The sequence below is a fragment of the Skermanella mucosa genome, assembly GCF_016765655.2.
Classification (GTDB): domain Bacteria; phylum Pseudomonadota; class Alphaproteobacteria; order Azospirillales; family Azospirillaceae; genus Skermanella; species Skermanella mucosa.
Window position 1 is genome coordinate 1,808,004 of sequence record NZ_CP086106.1, and the last position, 19,423, is coordinate 1,827,426.

Annotated in this window: 16 protein-coding genes; 13 read left to right on the forward strand and 3 right to left on the reverse strand. The window is 67.1% G+C overall.

Annotated features, from left to right (window positions below; translation table 11 throughout):
* The first annotated feature begins 132 nt into the window (after positions 1-132).
* The 3 genes from JL100_RS08180 to JL100_RS36490 are packed head-to-tail and all read left to right on the forward strand — an operon-like array spanning position 133 to position 836.
* Positions 133-417: a hypothetical protein gene (locus JL100_RS08180; protein WP_202682535.1), complete on the forward strand. Its 285-nt coding sequence runs from the start codon at positions 133-135 to the stop codon at positions 415-417.
* Between the two features lie 9 nt (positions 418-426).
* The gene (locus JL100_RS36485; protein WP_202682534.1) at positions 427-618 is read left to right on the forward strand and encodes a PIN domain-containing protein; all 192 of its coding nucleotides are present in this window, start codon (positions 427-429) and stop codon (positions 616-618) included.
* Positions 606-836, forward strand: coding sequence for a PIN domain-containing protein (locus tag JL100_RS36490; protein WP_202682533.1), 231 nt, complete (start codon positions 606-608; stop codon positions 834-836). Before JL100_RS36485 ends, JL100_RS36490 begins: the two co-directional genes overlap by 13 nt.
* Before the next feature lie 63 nt (positions 837-899).
* Here the strand turns inward: JL100_RS36490 and JL100_RS08190 are convergent, their stop codons facing one another.
* The gene (locus JL100_RS08190) at positions 900-3,890 is read right to left on the reverse strand and encodes a transglycosylase domain-containing protein (RefSeq protein WP_202682532.1); all 2,991 of its coding nucleotides are present in this window, start codon (positions 3,888-3,890) and stop codon (positions 900-902) included.
* Positions 3,891-4,414: 524 nt separating this feature from the next.
* On the reverse strand, positions 4,415-5,299 hold the full coding sequence (locus tag JL100_RS08195; protein ID WP_202682531.1) for a LysR family transcriptional regulator: 885 nt from the start codon (positions 5,297-5,299) through the stop codon (positions 4,415-4,417).
* Positions 5,300-5,407: 108 nt separating this feature from the next.
* On the opposite strand from JL100_RS08195, the gene JL100_RS08200 reads away from it, so the two are divergent.
* From JL100_RS08200 to JL100_RS08220, 5 genes are all read left to right on the forward strand, one after another.
* On the forward strand, positions 5,408-6,520 hold the full coding sequence (locus tag JL100_RS08200; RefSeq protein WP_202682530.1) for an alkene reductase: 1,113 nt from the start codon (positions 5,408-5,410) through the stop codon (positions 6,518-6,520).
* Positions 6,521-6,625: 105 nt separating this feature from the next.
* Positions 6,626-7,747: a sulfotransferase family protein gene (locus JL100_RS08205; protein WP_202682529.1), complete on the forward strand. Its 1,122-nt coding sequence runs from the start codon at positions 6,626-6,628 to the stop codon at positions 7,745-7,747.
* 115 nt (positions 7,748-7,862) lie between these two features.
* Positions 7,863-8,363 carry a thioesterase family protein gene (locus JL100_RS08210; protein ID WP_202682528.1) on the forward strand — a complete coding sequence of 167 codons (501 nt, stop codon included), beginning with the start codon at positions 7,863-7,865 and terminating at the stop codon, positions 8,361-8,363.
* 71 nt (positions 8,364-8,434) lie between these two features.
* Positions 8,435-8,932, forward strand: a complete 498-nt coding sequence (locus JL100_RS08215; RefSeq protein WP_202682527.1) for a pentapeptide repeat-containing protein — start codon at positions 8,435-8,437, stop codon at positions 8,930-8,932.
* Positions 8,933-9,097: 165 nt separating this feature from the next.
* Positions 9,098-10,057 carry a diguanylate cyclase gene (locus JL100_RS08220; protein WP_228421136.1) on the forward strand — a complete coding sequence of 320 codons (960 nt, stop codon included), beginning with the start codon at positions 9,098-9,100 and terminating at the stop codon, positions 10,055-10,057.
* A 196-nt stretch (positions 10,058-10,253) separates the two neighbouring features.
* Here the strand turns inward: JL100_RS08220 and JL100_RS08225 are convergent, their stop codons facing one another.
* Complete coding sequence (locus JL100_RS08225; protein ID WP_158044652.1) at positions 10,254-10,610, reverse strand: hypothetical protein; 357 nt, start codon at positions 10,608-10,610, stop codon at positions 10,254-10,256.
* A 177-nt stretch (positions 10,611-10,787) separates the two neighbouring features.
* Here JL100_RS08225 and JL100_RS08230 point away from each other — a divergent pair, with 177 nt between their 5' ends.
* The 5 genes from JL100_RS08230 (at position 10,788) to JL100_RS08250 (ending at position 19,408) form a co-directional block, all read left to right on the forward strand.
* The gene (locus JL100_RS08230; protein ID WP_228421137.1) at positions 10,788-14,288 is read left to right on the forward strand and encodes a UvrD-helicase domain-containing protein; all 3,501 of its coding nucleotides are present in this window, start codon (positions 10,788-10,790) and stop codon (positions 14,286-14,288) included.
* Positions 14,289-14,415: 127 nt separating this feature from the next.
* Positions 14,416-15,624 carry a hypothetical protein gene (locus JL100_RS08235; RefSeq protein ID WP_202682525.1) on the forward strand — a complete coding sequence of 403 codons (1,209 nt, stop codon included), beginning with the start codon at positions 14,416-14,418 and terminating at the stop codon, positions 15,622-15,624.
* Positions 15,625-15,724: 100 nt separating this feature from the next.
* Positions 15,725-16,600: a 50S ribosomal protein L11 methyltransferase gene (locus JL100_RS08240; protein ID WP_202682524.1), complete on the forward strand. Its 876-nt coding sequence runs from the start codon at positions 15,725-15,727 to the stop codon at positions 16,598-16,600.
* Positions 16,601-16,937: 337 nt separating this feature from the next.
* A complete protein-coding gene (locus JL100_RS08245) occupies positions 16,938-18,767 on the forward strand; it encodes an aminopeptidase P family protein (protein WP_228421324.1) in 1,830 nt (609 codons plus the stop codon).
* 275 nt (positions 18,768-19,042) lie between these two features.
* Complete coding sequence (locus JL100_RS08250) at positions 19,043-19,408, forward strand: chemotaxis response regulator CheY (RefSeq protein ID WP_037452520.1); 366 nt, start codon at positions 19,043-19,045, stop codon at positions 19,406-19,408.
* The last annotated feature ends 15 nt before the right edge of the window (positions 19,409-19,423 follow it).

Consider the following 19,423-nt stretch of genomic DNA (forward strand, 5'->3'; position numbering starts at 1 on the left):
ACCCTGTGGCGGGAGATTTACCGTGATCGCCCCTCCTGTATAAGGAACGGGAAAAGCGGGAAGGCACCGACTTGGAGATTTTCACCTGCGCGACTATAGTAAGGATGGGTCCACTTGCATGATGACCGCGCCATGAACCTGCCCGACACCACTCCAGTGACGATCGACACCAGTGTCGAGAACATCCGGGATGCCGTTATCCGGGCGGGTTTCCGGCCCGGCAGGCGCGTCCGGGTGTCAGTGGCGTACGCCGACACGAACGAGGTGCGGGAAGTTGAGAACAGGCGCCTTTCCGCGATTCTCGACAAGCACCCGCTTCCTCCGGAATTCCGGGACTTGACAGAGGAGCGGGCGGCGGAGATAGCGGACGAAGCAGTCGCGGAACGTCGAGCGGCCCGCCGACAGGCGGGTAAATAACTCCCACCCATGCGCATCGTCATCGACTGCAACGTCCTCGTGTCCGCCGCGTTGACGGATGGCGTGTGCCGATTGGCGATTGCCGAGGCGATCGGAAACCACGAGATTTTCCTGAGCGAGGAGATACTCGATGAGTATCGGGAGGTCGCCGACCGACCGAAGTTCCCTCCCCCCCCGTCCAAAGCCGCATGCATGCGCTGATCGAGAAAGTCGCGGCGCGGGCCTCCGTCGTACCTTTCGATCGTTCGGTCCCGACCCCGGACATCGCCGACGAGGACGACGCGGTATACGTGATCGTGGCGATAACGTCGCGTGCCGACGCCATCGTGACGGGCAATACCGCGCATTTCACGGCCCCATCCTATGGCCGGGCGCTTGTCGTATCCCCCCGCGAGTTTCTCGACATGGCGGGAGCTTAGAGTCGGCGTCCACCCAAGGTTTACCTAGGTCCGGACTTTCGGGTCTCGATAGCCGCCGCCCGGTCACTGCCCCCGATCGACCGTCTGCGTCGTCGTCGGCCGCTCCATCAAGGGCTGGATCACGGATGCCAGGGACTTCAGCAGCTGCGAGGGCAGGGCGCTGGTGAACTTGTAGCGGGCGGCTTCCGGTCCGGCGACGTGGGCGGTGATGGTGCCGAAGAAACGGTCGCCGATGAAGAACACGAAGGTCGCGGTTCGGGCCATGACCCGGTCGGCGTAGCGGTGGTCGCCGGTTCCGGTCTTGCCGCCGATGGGGAGCACCTGGCCGTCCGGGGCGGTGAAGGCGCCGCGCACGCGGCGCGCCGTGCCGTTCTCCACCACGTCCTGCAGGGCGCGGCGGACGGTCGCCGTGATCTCCGGTGCCAGCACCCGCTCGCCGGGTTTCTGGTCGAAGCCGAGGACTGCCTCATAAGGCGTTCCGGTCGCGAAATGAAGGCGTTCGACCCGCAGCGTCGGCACCCGGATGCCGTCGGACACGATGATTCCCATCAGGTCGGCCAGCGCGCCGGGACGGTCGGCCGAGCTGCCGATCGCGGTCGCGTAGGAGGGCGTCAGGCTGTCGAACGGATAGCCCAGCCGCTTCCAGGACTTGTGGATGCGCTGGAACGCCTCGGCTTCGAGCAGGATGCGGATGCGGGTGTCCTGGGCGTGCTTGCGGCTGGTCTTGAACAGCCAGGCATAGGTCTCCTGCCGCTCGTCGGCGCTGGCCTGGAGCACTTCGCTGCGCTTCGCCTCGGGGTGCTGCTGCAGATGCTCCACCAGCCAGAGCTGGAGCGGGTGGACACCGGTGATATAGCCCCGGTCGGCCAGGATCCACTTGTCCTTGGCATATTTGTCGAACAGCCGTTCCACCACCTGGTCGGTCAGCTCGCTCTTGGGCAGGCGGTCACGCATGAAGCGGGTGAACTCGGCGAGGCTGGCCTTGGGGCGTACCGACAGGAAGGCGGTCGCGAGGCGGTGGGGAACGGGACGCACCCGGGTCGCCAGGAGCGCCAGCGCCTCGTCCGGCGTCTTGCCGCGATAGTCCGTATAGAACCGGTTGAGGAAATGGCTGCCTTCCTTGTCGGCGAACTGCTCCAGGTAGGCTTGGCGCGCCGGGTTGGTCGGATCGGTCAGGAGCGTGCCGCCGGCATCCTCGGCGCCCTCGGCGACATAGTACTGCACGATGTCGCGCATCATGCGGATGAAGGGCAGGTTGATCGAGCTGCGCAGAGACTCGGTCACGGTCGGGATCGAGCTGTTGTCCTTGTCGTCGAAATTGACGAAGCTGTGGACGCCGCCGCCGGTGAAGAACCGCTCGCCGGGATTGGCCGAATAGCGCCGCTCCATGGCGGCGGCCAGCAACGTGCCGAGGCTGCGGTCGGCGGCATCCGACAGGTATGTGGAGACCCAGCGCGTCAGGTTGTCGGTCGCGTCCAGCGACACCGAGCGGAGCTGCTGGCGGGGCAGGTGGCCGTAGCGGCCATGCAGCTCCGAAATGATCTCCAGGTAGGTGATCAGCGTCCGCAGCTTGGCGGTCGAGCCCAGGTCGAGCTTGGCGCCCTCGTTGATGTCGAGCGGCCGGTCCAGGTTGTCGGCCTGGATGCGGACATAGTTGGCATTGGGTCCGCGCTCGTACAGCATGACGCTGTAGATCACCTTGTGCAGGTCGTTCTTGCCGGCGTCCAGCAGGCGGAAGCCCGCCATTCCGAGCGTTTCGATGAAGCCGGGCTCGTTCAGCCGGGACAGCACCTCCACCATGCGCTGCTGGGTCGGCCCGTCCAGGCTGGTTTCCGCCGTCAGGTCGTAGCGGTCGAGCTGGTACAGGCTGGGGACGTTCAGCATGCCGAGCAGCCGGGTCCGGATCGCGTTCGCCGCCTTCTGTTCCACGAACGAAACGGGCGGCGGAAGCGGCGCTTCGTTCCGGAACCGTAGCTTGATGCCGAGCGCCGCGTCGCGAAGGTCCGCCGAGATCGTGCCTTGGGACGCCAGCAGCCGCAGGTGGCTGTCGGCCAGCTCGTTCAGCGAGTTGCGGTCCGCGATCAGGTAATGGGTCGGCCGGCGCTGGGCCAGCAACAGGCTCAGCACCTGCTTGTAGACCTCCGCCTGCCGGAGCCGTTCCAGGCTGTTTCGGGGAGCCTGCTTCAGGATCGCGTTGGCGTCCTTGAAGTCGGTGCCGTACCAGGCCCACAGGCCGTCGCCCAGCCCGTTGACCTCGCCGAAGCCGAGGCGGGCGGTCAGCGGCGTGGAGTTCAGGTAGTCGACGACGATGCGCCGGCGGGCGAAGGTGGTGTCCTGGCCGTCCAGATAGGCCCGCACGCTGGCCGAGACCATCTGGCGCAGCTTCTCGGTCGCCCCCGAGGTCTGGCCGTCGGGCGAGTGGCGGTACTTCTCGATCTGGGTCGCCAGCGTGCTGCCGCCGGGGATGCGCATGCCGGGATTGAGCCACTGGGCCGGCAGCCCCAGGATGGCGAGGGCGAAGCGGTCCCACTCGACCGCGGGGTTCCGCTTCGGGTAGGTCGGGTCGAGCAACTCCCGGTTCTCGATGAAGAGCAGGGTGCCGACCACCAGGGGCGGCACGGAGTCGAAGTCGTCGTAGACCCGCTCGGGATAGCGGGCCGTGTAGAGGATCGACCCGTTGCGGTCCTTCAGGGTCAGGCCGGCGCGGGTCTTTTCGCGGAACACGGCGAAGCCGCCGTACTCGACGAAGTCGGCCAGTTCGGGCGAGGTCCGGGCCTGCTGCTCGATCCGGAAGCCGTTGCCGGTGAGCGCGTCGATCGCCTTCGGAATCTCGGTATAGCCGAGCCGCTCGTTGTAGGGACCCTGGGTCGGATACTTGACCAGGGTGCTGGCGCCCGGCTCGACCTGATAAGTCAGCTTCTCGCCGTACTTGGTCAGAACCCCCGCCTGAAGCCAGGAGGTCCGCATCTCCTGGTAGCCGACCCAGCCGGTGCCCGCGGCCGCCGCGACCAGCACCCCACAGATCAGCCAGCGCTCCCAACCGAAGCGACGCATCAAGACATGCCTTCCCGAAACAATATTGGCACCGGTCCGAAACGATCGCCGGATCGGCTTTATCAAAGGCTAGGCTGGCGTGGTTAACAAACTGTTTTCAGCGGTACTTCCACTTCCGAAAACGTCAGGTGTCCCCATTATGTGACACCTGATGGATGAGACTTCCGACCGGTCATCGGACGACTTCCGGAAGCTGGCAAATGGCATTTTAGATAAACCGACTCACTTCGTTGGACTCACCGCGAAAGCCCGAAGTCTCTTCGGCGGCACTCCCGGACAATACAGCCATAGAGTGCGAAGTTATGTGATTGCGTTCATACCCGAACCACCGAAGTTCGGGCATGATGGTCCTCAGTTGCCCGTCGGCAGCAAGCGGGAGCGATCTCAGATCAGCCGGGACCATGACCCGGCTTCTCCATCGGAGGAGACCCCGGATTGGACTTGGCTCCACCGTCCGTAGACACTGCCCTGGCCGCGGGCGGTGGAGCCTCGTCGATCAAGCGGCGCGACCGCGGACACTCCTGTCATAGTCCCGGTTTTCCCAGAACCGCCTCCAGCGCGGAAATGAAGGCGCGCACCTTGGGCGGCACCAGCCGGGCGCTCGGGTAGACGGCCCAGATGGAGATTTCCGTCGGGTTCAACGCCTCGAAATCGATCCGCACCAGGGTGCCGGAGGCCAATTCCGTCACGACGTCCCATCGGGACAGCAGGGCGATGCCCAGGCCGCCGATGCAGGCTTCGCGGACCGCCTCCACGCTGTTGCTGGCGAAGCGCCCCGAAACGCGTATTTCCCGCGCCTTCCCTCCGGCATCGAACGGCCAGGAACCGGTGCCGCTCAGCACCAGGCACTCGTGCTCGGCCAGCGATTCCACGGTGCGGGGGGTGCCGCGGCGCTCCAGGTATGACGGTGCCGCGCACAGCAGGCGCGTGTTCGGCGCCAGCCGGCGGGCGATCAGCGTGGATTCCCGCAGGCGCCCTATGCGGACGGCGACGTCGATCCCGGCGGCGACGATATCCACCACGCTGTCGGTCAGTTCCAGGTCGATGCGCAGGTCCGGGTTGGCGTCGAGCAGGCCGGGCACGATCGGCGCCACCACCTTCCGGCCGAACGAGGCCGGCGCCGTCACCCGAAGCAGGCCGCTGACGCCCTGCTCCGCCGGAGCGAGGCTGGCCCGCGCCGCCTCCGCTATCTCCAGCATGGCCTGGGCATGGGGCAGGAAGGTCTCTCCCTCGGCGGTGAGGGAAACCGACCGCGTAGTCCTGTGCATCAGGCGGACGCCGAGACGTTCCTCCAGCGCTGCGAGGCGCCGGCTGGCCACGGTCGGGGTGACGCCCAATCGGCGCGCGGCGCCGGACAGGCTGCCCGCCGCGACCGCCTGGACCAGGATCGAGAGTTCGTCCGTTTCCATTGATTATGTCGGATTCCGATAAGCCGGCTTGTCAGAATAGGGTGGTACAGCGGAATCCGCCACAGTGCCATGTCAGGGAGTGAATTCATCGCCTTGGGGAATCAAAGCATGTCAGTCGAATCCCTCTTCACGCCGGTCCGCGTGGGTCCCTTCACCCTGTCCCACCGCATCGTCATGCCGCCGCTGACCCGCATGCGGTCGCTTCAACCGGGCGACGTGCCGCAGCCGATGAACGCCCAGTATTACGCGCAGCGCGCCACCAAGGGCGGCCTGATCATCGCCGAGGCGACCGACGTGTCGGAACAGGCCCGGGGCTATCCCGGCGCTCCCGGCATCCATTCGGCCGAGCAGGTGCGGGGCTGGCGGCTGGTGACCGACGCCGTTCACGCCGAGGGCGGCGTGATCTTCCTCCAGGTCTGGCACACCGGCCGGATCTCGCACTCGTCCATGCAGCCGGGCGGCGCCCTGCCGGTGGCTCCGTCGGCGGTCGCCGCCGGCGGGACGCACATGACCAGGACCTTCGAGCCGGTCGCCTTCGAGACGCCCAGGCCGCTTCGGGAGGACGAACTTCCCGGCATCGTCGATGACTTCCGCCGCGCCGCGATCAATGCCCGGGAGGCCGGTTTCGACGGCATCGAGATCCATTCGGCCAACGGCTACCTGATCGACCAGTTCCTCCAGACCGGTACCAACCGCCGCGAGGACCGCTACGGGGGCTCCATCGAGAACCGCGCCCGCCTGCTGCTGGAGATCGTCGACGCCGTGAGTGCCGCCTGGAGTTCCGACCGGATCGGCGTGCGGCTGTCTCCCTGGGGCCGCTTCAACGACATGAGCGACGAGAACCCGGGCGCGCTGTTCGATCACGTCACCGCCGAACTGGGCAGCCGCAGCCTGGCCTACCTGCACCTGGTGGAGCCGCGGGCCGACCAGAACAGCGACACCAACGCGCTCGATCCCGACGCGCCGGACGCCTCGTCCCGCTTCAAGAAAAGCTTCGGCGGCACGATCATCGCGGCCGGCGGCTTCACGCGGGAGACGGCGCCCCAGGCCGTCGCGGAGGGCAAGGCCGACCTGGTGGCGTTCGGCCGCCTGTTCGTCGCCAACCCGGACCTGGTCGAGCGGCTGCGGCGCGGTGCTCCGCTCAACCGCTACGACCGCCCGACCTTCTACGGCGGCGACGCGCGCGGTTACATCGACTATCCGACGCTCGCGGAAGCCTGAGCGCGGACCGCTCGCCCCGAACGCAACGCCGGGGCGGTTCCGGCGGTTCTTCCTGATCCGGGCCGAGCGCCCGGATCAGGCAAGGACTCGTCGTCAAGGACCCCAATGGCCGGAACTGCTCCACCCCGCTGGTTTCATCCCCTGGTCGGCGCCGACCGCGCCACGCTCCGCTGGGCGCTGTCGGCGAACGGGCCGATATCGCCCGATCGCCGGGCCGCAGTCTGGGCGACGCGGCTTGGTGCCGCGTATCGTCGGCCGTTCGTGGCGCTGGAGAAGAGGAGGGTGCGCCGCCGCCTGACGGAGGCCCCGCCCATGGCGCCGCCGGTCTTCATCGTCGGGCACTGGCGCAGCGGCACGACCCACCTCTACAACGTCCTCAGCCGATCGCCCCAGTGGGGCTGGGTACCGCCCTTCGCCGCGGCGCTGCCGTGGGATTTCCTGGGCATCACCGGTCCGATCCGGACGATCCTGGAAGAGCACCTGCCGAGCGACCGGCTGATCGACAACATTCCCGTCACGCCCGACTCGCCGCAGGAAGACGAATTGCCGCTGGCCCTGATGACCAGCGTTTCCTATTATCACGGACTGTTCTTTCCGAGCCGGTTCGAGGAGCATTTCAACCGCGGCATCTTCTTCGACGGCTGCACGGAGGAGGAGATCGCGGAGTGGCGTGCCGCCTTCGGGTATTTCCTCAGCAAGGTGGCCCTGATCCGGCCGGGCCGCCCGTTGCTGCTGAAGAACCCGGTCCATTCCGCCCGCATTCCCCTGCTGCGCGCGATGTGGCCGGATGCCAAGTTCATCCATATCCACCGCAACCCGTTCGTGGTCTATCCCTCGACGCGCCGGACTTTCGCGACCCTGCTGAACAGTTTCGCGCTGCAGGACCCGACCCGGGTCGACCTTGACCGGATCGTGCTGGACCTCTATCCGCGGCTGATGGACAGGCTGCTGACGGATGCGGCGCAACTGCCCGAGTCCCAGTATGCCGAGATCCGCTTCGAGGATTTCGAGCGACAGCCGATCGCGGAATTGAAGCGGGTCTACGGCACGCTCGGACTGCCGGGCTGGCCCGAGGCGGAGCGGCATTTCCAGGTCTATCTCGACGGTATCCGAGGTTACGCCAAGAATCGCCACCGGTACCCGCCCGACGAGCTGGACCGGGTCGGCCGGCACTGGGGCGCCCTGATCGACCGCTGGGGCTACGCGCCGCCGGCCGGACAGGGGTAGCGATGGTCTGGAGACCCGATGATCCGAACGCCCGATGATCTGGACAAACGAGAAGGCGCATTTCCGGCCGGCCGGAGCTATCGTCCTGTTCCCTGAACATCATCGGGCGACCGCCATGACCGATTCCCTGCTTCGCCTCCATTCGGAAACCGTCCGGCCGGAATGGATCGACTACAACGGCCACATGAACGTCGCCTACTACGTGCTGGCGTTCGACCACGCGACCGACCGCCTGCTCGACCATGCGGGACTGGGGGCCGCCTATGTGAAGGCGGAAAACCGGTCGGTCTTCGTGCTGGAGATGCACGTGACCTATGAACGGGAGGTGAGGCAGGGCGACCCGCTGGCCTTCGCCACCCGCATCCTCGGCGTCGACGGGAAGCGGGTCCACCTGATGCATGCCATGCATCACGGGACGGAGGGATGGCTGGCGGCCACCAACGAACTGGTGCTGATGCATGTCGATCTGGCGGCCCGGCGTTCATGCCCCCTGCCGGATGCGGCGCGCCGCCTGCTGGACGAGGTCCGGACCGCCCAGTCCGGCCAGCCGGTGCCGCCGCAAGTCGGCCGCGTGATCGGCCTCGGGACGCGGAAGCCGGGCCGCCCATCCGAGTGAAATCGCCCGTACGATCGCCTTAATCCGAGATTAGTTTGGCTTCCGCGCTTGTGTGACCTATCTAGGGCATCATGAAGCGTACCATCTCCGCCGTGCTCGCGGCAGCCCTCCTCGCTATCTCCACCTCCAGCGCCTTTGCCGACTGCACCGACCCGGCGGCGCCGGAAGTCAATTGGCGGCGGTGCTATCTGGACGGCCGGGATCTCCGCAAGGTCAACTTGCAGGGTGCCATGCTGCGCGATGCAGGCTTCACGAGGACGAAGCTGGGCGATGCCAACCTGACCGGCGTGGATGCCTATCGCGCCAAGTTCTTCAGCGCCAACCTGGCCGGAGCCACCTTGGACGAGGCACGGCTGATCGAGGCCGATCTCACGCGGGCCATCCTGACCGGGGCCTCCCTGGTGAACGCCGACCTGCGCAACGCCCGCTTCATCGATGCCAACCTGCGCAACGTCAACTTGACGGGCGCCCGGCTGCAGGGGACGGAATTCCGCAACGCCGACCTGACCGGGGCGACCTGGGTGGACGGCAGGATCTGCGTCGAACCGTCCATCGGACAGTGCAACTGAGGTCGCATGCTCCCGGCAACTGAGGTCGCATGCTCCCGGCAATGGTATCGACGCTTGCAAGTTCCTAGCCCTTAGGTCATAGCCTACGACCTAAGTTCAGGTTCTGGCGGAGATGGCGGCATCATGGAGCAGGCGACCAACTGGGCTGACCAAGCGATGGCACGGATGGCTGCCGAATCGCTGCCGCCCACGCCTCAGCATTTCGCCATCTGGTACAGCTATTTCAGCGGCGATCTGCCGGACCTGACCCGCGCCCTGGACAAGCTGGCGGAGGACGGGCAGATCCTCACGGTCGAGCGCATGGCGGAACTCCACGGCAGGTTCTTCAGTTTCGACCACGAGAAGCAGGCCGTCCGCGAAGCGAGCGCCCGGATCCAGGGGGCGCTGGGTCATCTGCTGGATCTGCTGCGCGCGTCCGGCGCCGACAGTGACCGTTACGGCAAGGCGCTCCAGAATTTCGGCGAGCGCGTGGAAGTGCGGGAGCTGGAGCAGCTCAGCGCATTGGTCGATGCGATCGCCGCGGAAACGCAGCTGATGGCCGAGCATAACCGCAAGCTGCACAGCCAATTGCAGTCCTCCAGCAGCCAGATGGACGAGTTGCGCCGCAACCTGGACGTCGTCCGCCAGGAAGCGATCACCGACTCCCTGACCGGGCTGTTCAACCGGCGCCTGTTCGACGCATCCCTGGGCGAGGCCGTCGCCCGGGCGGCCCAGGCCGGTCGTCCGCTGAGCCTGCTGATGACCGACATCGACCATTTCAAGCGGTTCAACGACGCACACGGCCACACGATCGGGGACCATGTGCTGGCGCTGGTCGCGCGGACGGTCAAGGAGTCGATCCGGGCGACCGACACTGCGGTCCGTTACGGCGGCGAGGAATTCGCCGTGATCCTGCCCGACAGCCGGATGGCCGATGCGGTCAGGATCGGTGAGCAGATCCGGAAATCCGTCGCCTCCAAGAAGCTGGTCAACCGGTCGAAGAACGTGACGCTGGGCACCATCACCCTGTCGGTCGGCATTGCCCAGCTGGCCCGCGACGAGTCGCCGGCGGACCTGATCAAGCGGGCCGATACCGCTCTGTACGACGCCAAGCAATCCGGACGGAACCGGGTCGTGGCAAAGTAGGCGCGGGGCTAGGCGGCTGGTAGCTCGGCCTCGGCCGAAGGCCGACGCCGACAGCGTGGCCGGAGCGTCGATGCAGGGTGTCGGCGTTCGCCCTGACGGGCGAAGGCCGACCTACGGCACTTCTCTCCGCCGAACGTCATAAAAAACACTGTGCAGAACCACCAGGGCGCTTCCCCGAAAGGCGGCGGGGTGCCTGTCAGGCCGGCTTGCGGGGCTTGGCGCCGCGGTTGTTGATCGCTCCCAGCAGTCCGGTCGCCGGGGGCGCGCTGGGCCTGGGTGCTCGAAGCTTGGGCAGCTTCATGGTGCTGCTGGCTTCCAGGGCCGCGTCCGTGGCGTCGTCGGCGATCCGGCGCCGGACATCGGGTTCCAGGGTGGCGAAGGCACGCGACGCGAAATCCATGCCGATCTGGGACCGCGTCTGCTGGACCTGTCGCAACGCCTTGGAAACCAGGGTGCATTCCAGGGAAGTCATCCCGCTGAAACGATCCAGAACGTCGGCGAGGATCCCGATGGCTTGAATCGTATGGTCGTCATCGAGGCGCAAGGACGGCATGGGCGACTCCGGTCAACAATCCATAATCTTTTAACATGGGCCGCCGGGTCCGGTCGAGGGCAACCCACCCCTTTTGAGCGTTTGGCGTACGATTGTCATCGGGGCAGCTCCAGATCATGTCAGGAACCTTCAACAAGTCCTTAAACTCGGGACCGCCGGCGGAGTATAGTCCTGCCCATGTCCGATCCATTCCACTATGACGACCCGCTGAACGACGCCGTTCCGGCGGTCTCACCGGCGACGGCCCCGGCCGCGCAACGCTTTCCCTATTTCGACGGCCTGAACGAGGTTCAGCGCGAGGCGGTCGAGACGCTGGACGGTCCCGTGCTGGTCCTGGCCGGCGCCGGCACCGGCAAGACCCGCGTGCTGACGACACGGCTGGCCCACCTGTTGATGACCCGCCGGGCGTCGCCATTCCAGGTGCTGGCCGTGACCTTCACCAACAAGGCCGCGCGCGAGATGCGCGAGCGGGTCGGCGCGCTGATCGGCGCCCCGACCGAGGGCTGGTGGATGGGCACCTTCCACGCGCTCGCCGCGCGCATCCTGCGCCGGCATGCCGAGCTGGTGGGGCTGAAGAGCAACTTCACCATCCTGGACAGCGACGACCAGATCCGGCTGGTCAAGCAGCTGCTCAAGGCCGAGAACATCGACGACAAGAAGTGGCCGGCGCGCGCCGTGCTCAGCGTGATCGAGCGGTGGAAGGACCGGGCGCTGACGCCGGACAAGCTGAAGCCCCAGGATGGCGGCGACATGGCGGGCGGCCGCGTGGTCCAGCTCTACCGGACCTACCAGGACCGGCTGCAGAGCCTGAACGCCTGCGATTTCGGCGACCTGCTGCTGCACAACATCACCCTGTTCCAGGCAAACCCCGAGGTGCTGGCGGAATACCAGCAGCGCTTCCGCTACCTGCTGGTCGACGAGTACCAGGACACCAACGTCGCCCAATACCTCTGGCTGCGGCTTCTGGCCCAGAAGCACAAGAACATCTGCTGCGTCGGCGACGACGACCAGTGCCTAGCCGAAGGCACCCTGATCCGCATGGCGGACCATACCGAAAAGCGGATCGAGGATGTCGTGGTCGGCGACGCCGTTCTGTCCGCGCAGGGAGGCGGCATCTTCGCCCCGTCCTTCGTGGCCCGGACCTACCGGCGCGAGCAGACGGGCGACCTGGTGGAAATCGAGCTGGATGACGGTGCCCGGCTGGTCAGCACGCCGGAGCACCGGCACTTCTCCGGCTACCGGCTGGGTGCGGCCCCCCAGTTGTACTTCACTTACCTGATGCACAAGCGTGGATACGGATTCCGCCTGGGAACGTCGCAGACCTACACGCGCGGCCAAGTCGATCCGGTCCTGGGATACGAACTCCGATGCCGGCAGGAGCACGGGGACGCCGTCTGGATCGTCGCGACCCACGAGAGCGAGAACGAAGCCCGCTACCTTGAATACACGCTGTCCCTGGATTTCGGCATCCCGACATTCCCGTTCGTCGCCCGGGAGGGCGGATCGTCCAAGGGGCTGGTGCATGACCAGGCGATCCTCGACCGGCTGTTCCGCGACCGGCCGACGGAGGGGGCGGGCGACCGGCTCCTGGCGCGATACGGCCTGACGCGCGCATTTCCCCATTATCGTCCGCAGAGCCACTCCGGACGCCGCCGCAACGTGACCGTGACCCTGTGCGGAGAGCGGCGCGGGAGCAGCCCCCTGCACCGGATCTCCGTCATCGGCAGCGATGGAGACGATGCGGATCGCCTCCGGGCCATCGGCCTTTCCGTCCGGCCGGTGAAGAAAGGGAGCCCGGGCTGGCGGTACGAGAGCGCGATGGCCGATTTCGCGGCTCTCATGTCGATCGTGGACCAGATCCGGGATGCCTTCGACGGCGATGTGGCACTTGTCCAATTCGCCCGGTTCGGCAGCGGTATCGACGCGGCGGAGCAGGTGCCTGAAGCCGAGGTCGGGGATGTGCTGGTCGCCGAGCGCCCGGCGGTGCGGACGCGGGCCAGCCTGCCCATGCTGCCGGCAGGCTCGGTGCGTCCAGGCATGTCGATGTTCCGGGGCGACGGCGCGCTTGCCACAGTCCGGTCGATCCGGACCGTCCAGGGGCCGGCCACCGTTTACGACCTGGATATCACCCGCACGCATAACTTCGTCGCCAACGGGATCGTCACCCATAACTCCATCTATGGATGGAGAGGGGCGGAGGTCGGCAACATCCTGAGGTTCGAGAACGACTTCCCCGGCGCGAAGGTGATCCGGCTGGAGCAGAACTACCGTTCCACCGGCCACATCCTGGCCGCGGCGGCCGGCGTCATCTCGAACAACCAGGGACGTCTGGGCAAGACGCTGTGGACGCGGTCCGACCAGGGCGACCGCGTCAAGGTCCGGGCACTGTGGGACGGCGAGGAGGAGGCCCGCTGGATCGGCGAGGAGATCGAGGCGCTTCAGCGCGCCAAGGTGCCGCTGAGCCAGATCGCGGTCCTGGTCCGGGCCGGCTTCCAGACCCGCGAGTTCGAGGAGCGCTTCATCACGCTGGGCATGCCGTACCGCGTCATCGGCGGACCGCGCTTCTACGAGCGGCAGGAGATCCGCGACGCGATGGCCTATCTGCGCATCGTCGTCCAGCCGGACGACGACCTGGCGTTCGAGCGGATCATCAACGTGCCCAAGCGCGGCGTCGGCCCCGCGACCATCCAGCAGCTCTACCAGCTTGCCCGGGCGCGCGGCATGCCGCTGACCGAGGCGACATGGCAGCTTGTCCAGACCGACGAGCTGAAGCCGAAGATGCGGACGACGCTGCGCAACCTGATGACCGACTTCGACCGCTGGCGGACCCTCGGGGCCACCATTCCCCATACCGACCTGGCCCAGATGGTGCTGGACGAGTCGGGCTATACCGACATGTGGAAGGTGGACAAGACGCCGGAGGCGCCGGGCCGGCTGGAGAACCTGAAGGAACTGGTCGCCGCCATGGGCGAGTTCGAGAACCTCGCCGGGTTCATGGAGCATGTCAGCCTAGTCATGGACAATGCCGAGGCCAGCGGCACCGAGATGGTCAGCGTGATGACCCTGCACGGCGCCAAGGGGCTGGAGTTCGACTATGTCTTCCTGCCCGGATGGGAGGACGGCCTGTTCCCCAGCCAGCGCTCCATGGACGATACCGGCATCGCCGGACTGGAGGAGGAACGCAGGCTGGCCTATGTCGGGTTGACCCGCGCCCGGCGGCGCGCCCATGTCAGCCATGCCGCCAACCGGCGGATGCACGGCTCCTGGGTCACGGCGATCCCCTCGCGCTTCGTCGGCGAACTGCCCGAGCAGCACGTCGAGACCGATGCGGCACCCGGCCTGTCCGCGGCGCCGGCACCCGCCTTCGGCGGTGGAGGCGGGTTCGGGAGCGGCTTCGGCGGCGGCTACCGCGACTTCGGCGGTGGTTTCGCATCCAGGCCGCAGCGGCAGCCGCCAAGTCCCCGCACGGGTCCGGTGATCGAGGGCAGCGCCTTCGAGGTGTCGCCCCGGAAGCGGCCGGACCAGCCGCTGAAGCGCGGCATGCGGGTGTTTCACCAGAAGTTCGGCTATGGCACCGTGAAGGCGGTCGACGGCGACAAGCTGGAGATCGACTTCGAGCAGGCCGGCGTCAAGAAGGTGCTGGACAGCTTCGTCGTCCCCGCCGAGAAAGCCGGCTGAGGCGTTCGGCGGCCGAGCATGCGGCCGGCTTCCGTTAACGCTTCCGCAAATAAACCCGCTGTCCAATAGCCCGATCGGGATCACCGGTCGGGCACCTGCGGCCGATCATGTCTGGTGGGCGGGGTGGATGATCAAGAATCGCCAGATAACTTATGAGACCCTGGTCTGCCGGGAAGGACGCTGGCTCATCCACTGCATCGTTCCCGAGGAGGAGGACGCCATCTCCATCGGCCGCCACCTGCTGACGGAGCCCGGCATCGAGGAGTTCAAGGTCGTACGCAACCGGACCATGCTGTCCGGCTTCACCACCAAGCGGGAAATCCTCCACGAGGTCCGGCCGCCGGTGAAGGAAAAGGCCATGGTGGTCAAGGGCCGGATCGATCGCCCCGTGGTCTGCGAGCAGTTGGACGACATCTACGGCTTTCAGAGCCGGATGATCATGGGACGGCTGTTCCGCCTGTTCCTGGACAAATACCAGATCACCGCGTCCGAGCTGCTGCACAACTGGACCTATCTGCGCAAGCTGTCCGAGGCGGGCAACATGATCCATGCCGCGGTCCATCAGGTCGCGATGGCGCAGGCGAACGAATTCAACATCCCGGCTAAGGACCGGATCAAGCATGTCGAGGGCCTGGTCCACCAGGCGATGAACCGTTCCCGCGACTTCTACGCCGAGCGGCGCCGCCTGCCCCGGTTCGAGGTCGCCGACCTCGACCATGTCCGCCGGCGGATCCATGCCCGGTGCGGGCCGGAGAACTGGTCCTTCACGATGCTGTGCCTGCTGGCCCAGCACCTGATGGGCTACGGTTCTGTCGGCGGCAAGATGGAGATGCTGCTGGGCGTGATGACCGAGGATCTCGACCCGGAGTTGACCGCCCTGTTCGAGGGCGTCGTCGCCGATGCGCTGGTTACTTCAGACATGGTGAAGGACCTGATCGGCCCCCACGCCAACCTTGCCGAATCGCTCTGCGCCCTGGCCGACTTCCTGCACGGCCGCAGCGATCCCAAGCGGCTGAACCCCAATCTTGCAAAAATCGGCGGCCTTATCGCGCGCGGTGCCGGCGAGGGCTGCCGCCTCGTCCTGACGGAGCGGCTGATGGCCGAGCTGAAGCGCGACCATCCGCTCGACCGAAAATGCCCCGAGGCCGACGGCGCGCTCCTGGAAAGCGTGATCGAGCATCTGCGCGGTCCCGACGGCAAGCTGTTGGGCGGCGACGCCGCGGAGGCCGCCATTTCGGAACGGCTGGTCCGCCAGCGCCAGGCATTCCTGCGCGACCTGGGCATGGTGGAGGTCGCCGACCAGCTTCCGGGCAAGTGGAAGCCCAACGTAGTGTAGGCGCGGGGGTGCGAGGAGCGGATAGCCGGCGGGGCGCCTTGCGCCCGCCCCGGCCATCGACCATAAACGCGGCTTCCCTCAACGCCGGGTTTTCCGTGTCATGACCATTCCCGATCTCTGGCGCATCGCGCTCACCGTGCCCGAAAACCTGGTGGACTTCTTCGCCGACGCCGTGGGTGACCACGCGGTCTCCGTTTCGACCTTCGAGGTCGAAGAGGGGGTGAGCTGGCTGGTCGAGGCGATTTCCCACGGGGAGCCTGACCGGGCCTGGCTGACGGCCCGGATCGCCGTCCTGGCCGAGGCGATGGGGATTCCGGAACCCGGGATGGTGATCGAACCGGTCCCCCAACTCGACTGGCTCACCCGGTCGTACAAGAGCTTTCCGCCGATCCGCGCCGGGCGCTGCTTCATCTACGGTTCGCATCATGAAGGCGGGGTGCCGCCGTCGGCGGTCGGGCTGCTGGTCGACGCGGCGACGGCCTTCGGCTCCGGCGAGCATGCGACGACCTACGGCTGCCTGGTGGCGCTGGACCGGTTGTCCAGGCATTTTCCGGTCGGTCGGGCGCTCGACATGGGCTGCGGGTCGGGCATCCTGGCGCTCGCGATCGCCAAGCTCTGGCATGTCCCGGTCGTGGCGTCGGACATCGACGCTGAATCCGTCCGCGTCACCCGGCTGAACGCCAAACGCAACCGGGTGTCGGCCCTGGTCCGGGCGGTCGGCGGCAACGGGTACAAGGTGGACGCGGTCCGGCGGGGCCGTCCCTACGACCTGATCGCCAGCAACATCCTGGCCCGGCCGCTGGCCCGCATGGCGCCCGACCTGCGGCGCGCCCTGCGGCCCGGCGGCTACGCGGTGCTGTCGGGGCTGCTCGACCGGCACGAGAACTGGGTTCTCGCCGCCCACCGGTCCCAGGGCTTGCGGCTGGTCGGCCGGATTCCGGTCGGCGAGTGGCGGACCCTCGTGCTCCGCGGCTGAGGCACGTCCGGGAAGTCCCGCTTTTCAACGGTATTCGTTCTTGCGCGGCGGGGAAGGGGGTTCTAGCCTTCCGTACGACAGGCAGTTTCGGCAACCAGAGGAAGGTTCTCCCGTGGAGGGCAGTGCTACGGCTTCGGGCGAGTATGGCGGAGACGGTTCCCTTGAACGGCTGCTCAAGCAGGCCGGGCTTGGCTGGTCGACGTCGGAGATCAGGTCCCTGGTCGCCGGGGTCGCCGCGGCACCGACGGGGACGGACCCGGACGCCTGGCTCGAATTGCTGGGAGGAGCGCGCCTTCCGGCTCCCCTGGTCACCGAGTTGAAAGCGCTGCGGGCCGCGATGGCCGCGGAACGGCATTCCCGTCTGGCTGTAGTCCCGAACCACGCGGCCCGGGTCACGGCGCTGCGGACCGAGTTGGCCAGGCGTGGGCTGTCGGGGTTCGTGGTTCCCCGGTCCGACGAACACCAGGGTGAATATGTTCCGGCCCGCGCCGAGCGGCTTGCCTGGATCTCCGGGTTCACCGGCTCCGCCGGGCTGGCCGTCGTGCTGCTCGACCAGGCCGCCATCTTCGTCGACGGGCGCTACACCCTCCAGGTCCAGGCGGAGGTCTCGCCCGCGCTGTTCCAATACAAACACCTGACCGAGGATCCCCATCCCGAATGGATCGCCGCGGCGCTGCCCCGGGGCGGCCGCCTTGGATATGATCCCTGGTTGCACACGGTCGGCTGGGTCGAGCGCCTGCGCGCCGCGGTGGGGCGCGTCGGCGGAGACCTGCTGGCCTGCCCGGACAATCCCGTCGATGCGGTTTGGCCCGACCAGCCGCCGGCACCCCTCGCTCCCGTGGTGCCCCACGACCTGCGTTTCGCCGGAAAGCCGGCGGCGGAGAAGCAGGCCGACGTGGCGATGGTCCTGAAACAGGCGGGGCACGCGGCGGCGGTGCTGACGCAGCCCGACTCGATAGCCTGGCTTCTCAACATCCGGGGCGGCGACGTCCCGCACACGCCGCTCCCGCTGTCCTTCGCGATCATCGACGACGAGGGCGCCACGGATCTCTTCGTCGACCGCCGCAAGCTGGTGCCCGGTCTGGAGGCGCATCTGGGCAACCGCGTTGCGATTCGCGATCCGGACGAGTTCGGCCCGGCTCTCGACCGCTTCGGCGGGATGGCCGGCGCGAAGGTGAGGGTCGATCCGGCCTCCGCCGCCGCCTGGATCTTCGACCGGCTGCTGCTGGCCAACGCGAAGGTGGAGCGCGACTCCGATCCCGTCATGCTGCCGAAGGCGCGCAAGAACGAGGTCGAGCTGGCGGGCGCCCGCGCGGCCCACGCGCGCGACGCCGTCGCGGTCACCCGCTTCCTGGCATGGCTCGCCTCGGCCGGTCCCACGGGCGAGGTGGGAGAGATCGCGGCCGCGGCCAAGCTGCTCGACCTGAGGCGCGGGGGAGACCTGTTCCGCGACCTCAGCTTCGAGACGATCTCCGGATACGGGCCCAACGGCGCCATCGTCCACTACAGGGTATCCCCCAGGACCGAGCGGCGCCTCGCCCCCGGCAGCCTGTACCTGATCGACAGCGGCGCGCAGTACCTGGACGGCACCACCGACATCACCCGGACGGTCGCGATCGGCGAGCCGACCCCCGAGATGCGGGAGCGCTTCACGCTCGTGCTGAAGGGGCACATCGCCATCGCGACGGCCCGCTTCCCCAAGGGCACGACCGGCTCCCAGCTCGACGGCCTCGCCCGCCACGCCTTGTGGCAGAAGGGACTCGATTTCGACCATGGTACCGGCCATGGAGTCGGCAGCTATCTTGGCGTCCACGAGGGGCCGCAGAGGATCTCCAAGGTCGGCAACACGGTCGCGCTGGAGCCGGGCATGATCCTGTCCAACGAGCCCGGCTATTACCGGACCGGTGTCTACGGCATCAGGATCGAGAACCTTGTCGCGGTCCAGCCCTGCACCGACCTGGAGGGCGCGGAGCGGCCCATGCTGTCTTTCGAGACGCTCACCCTGGCCCCGATCGACCTGTCGCTGGTCGAGCCGGCCTTGCTGACCTCGACGGAGATCGCTTGGCTCAACGCCTATCACGCGCGGGTTCGCGAGTCCCTGGTGCCGCAACTGGATCCGGCGACCGCCGCTTGGCTGATCCAGGCGACGGATCCCCTCATGGATTGAACGGCGGCCTCCCGCCGTGTCCGGTCCCCCTATGCGGGCCGGGTCGGCAGTTAGGCATATCCGCGTCGGTTTAAACGCAATATTTACGCTCGCACAGCATGGTGGACGCTGCAGCATTCGGCCGTAGCCGTCGGGTCGCATGCTGCCGCGAATTTTTCGAATGGCGGCGTCCGGATCGGCGGAGTCCGGGCGCTGCTGATGGAATGGGCGGGTCGCGGCGACCGGACGGATCGCGTGGCACGGCCATCGTCAACGGATGTATTTTGGAGCACACCATGAAGATCCTTGTGGTCGATGATTATGCAACCATGCGGCGTATCGTTCGTAACCTGCTGACCCAGATCGGCTATTCCGATATCGAGGAAGCGGGCGACGGCGTCACCGCGCTCGCCAAGCTGCGCGAGAGCAAGTTCGGCCTGGTGATCTCCGACTGGAACATGGAGCCGATGACGGGTCTTCAGCTTCTCAAGGAGATCCGCGCCGACAACAAGCTGAACGGCACGCCCTTCATCATGGTCACCGCCGAGAGCAAGACCGAGAACGTCGTTGCCGCCAAGGAAGCCGGCGTCAACAACTACATCGTCAAGCCCTTCAACGCCGACACGCTGAAGCAGAAGATCCAGTCCGTCATCGGTGGGTGACGGGTACGGGGGCGG

Bases quoted from the DNA above. Each gene is read 5' to 3' on its own strand.
- JL100_RS08180 (WP_202682535.1), top strand. From the start codon at position 133: ATGAACCTGCCCGACACCACTCCAGTGACGATCGACACCAGTGTCGAG.
- JL100_RS36485 (WP_202682534.1), top strand. From the start codon at position 427: ATGCGCATCGTCATCGACTGCAACGTCCTCGTGTCCGCCGCGTTGACG.
- JL100_RS36490 (WP_202682533.1), top strand. From the start codon at position 606: ATGCATGCGCTGATCGAGAAAGTCGCGGCGCGGGCCTCCGTCGTACCT.
- JL100_RS08190 (WP_202682532.1), bottom strand. From the start codon at position 3,890: ATGCGTCGCTTCGGTTGGGAGCGCTGGCTGATCTGTGGGGTGCTGGTC.
- JL100_RS08195 (WP_202682531.1), bottom strand. From the start codon at position 5,299: ATGGAAACGGACGAACTCTCGATCCTGGTCCAGGCGGTCGCGGCGGGC.
- JL100_RS08200 (WP_202682530.1), top strand. From the start codon at position 5,408: ATGTCAGTCGAATCCCTCTTCACGCCGGTCCGCGTGGGTCCCTTCACC.
- JL100_RS08205 (WP_202682529.1), top strand. From the start codon at position 6,626: ATGGCCGGAACTGCTCCACCCCGCTGGTTTCATCCCCTGGTCGGCGCC.
- JL100_RS08210 (WP_202682528.1), top strand. From the start codon at position 7,863: ATGACCGATTCCCTGCTTCGCCTCCATTCGGAAACCGTCCGGCCGGAA.
- JL100_RS08215 (WP_202682527.1), top strand. From the start codon at position 8,435: ATGAAGCGTACCATCTCCGCCGTGCTCGCGGCAGCCCTCCTCGCTATC.
- JL100_RS08220 (WP_228421136.1), top strand. From the start codon at position 9,098: ATGGCTGCCGAATCGCTGCCGCCCACGCCTCAGCATTTCGCCATCTGG.
- JL100_RS08225 (WP_158044652.1), bottom strand. From the start codon at position 10,610: ATGCCGTCCTTGCGCCTCGATGACGACCATACGATTCAAGCCATCGGG.
- JL100_RS08230 (WP_228421137.1), top strand. From the start codon at position 10,788: ATGTCCGATCCATTCCACTATGACGACCCGCTGAACGACGCCGTTCCG.
- JL100_RS08235 (WP_202682525.1), top strand. From the start codon at position 14,416: ATGATCAAGAATCGCCAGATAACTTATGAGACCCTGGTCTGCCGGGAA.
- JL100_RS08240 (WP_202682524.1), top strand. From the start codon at position 15,725: ATGACCATTCCCGATCTCTGGCGCATCGCGCTCACCGTGCCCGAAAAC.
- JL100_RS08245 (WP_228421324.1), top strand. From the start codon at position 16,938: ATGGCCGCGGAACGGCATTCCCGTCTGGCTGTAGTCCCGAACCACGCG.
- JL100_RS08250 (WP_037452520.1), top strand. From the start codon at position 19,043: ATGAAGATCCTTGTGGTCGATGATTATGCAACCATGCGGCGTATCGTT.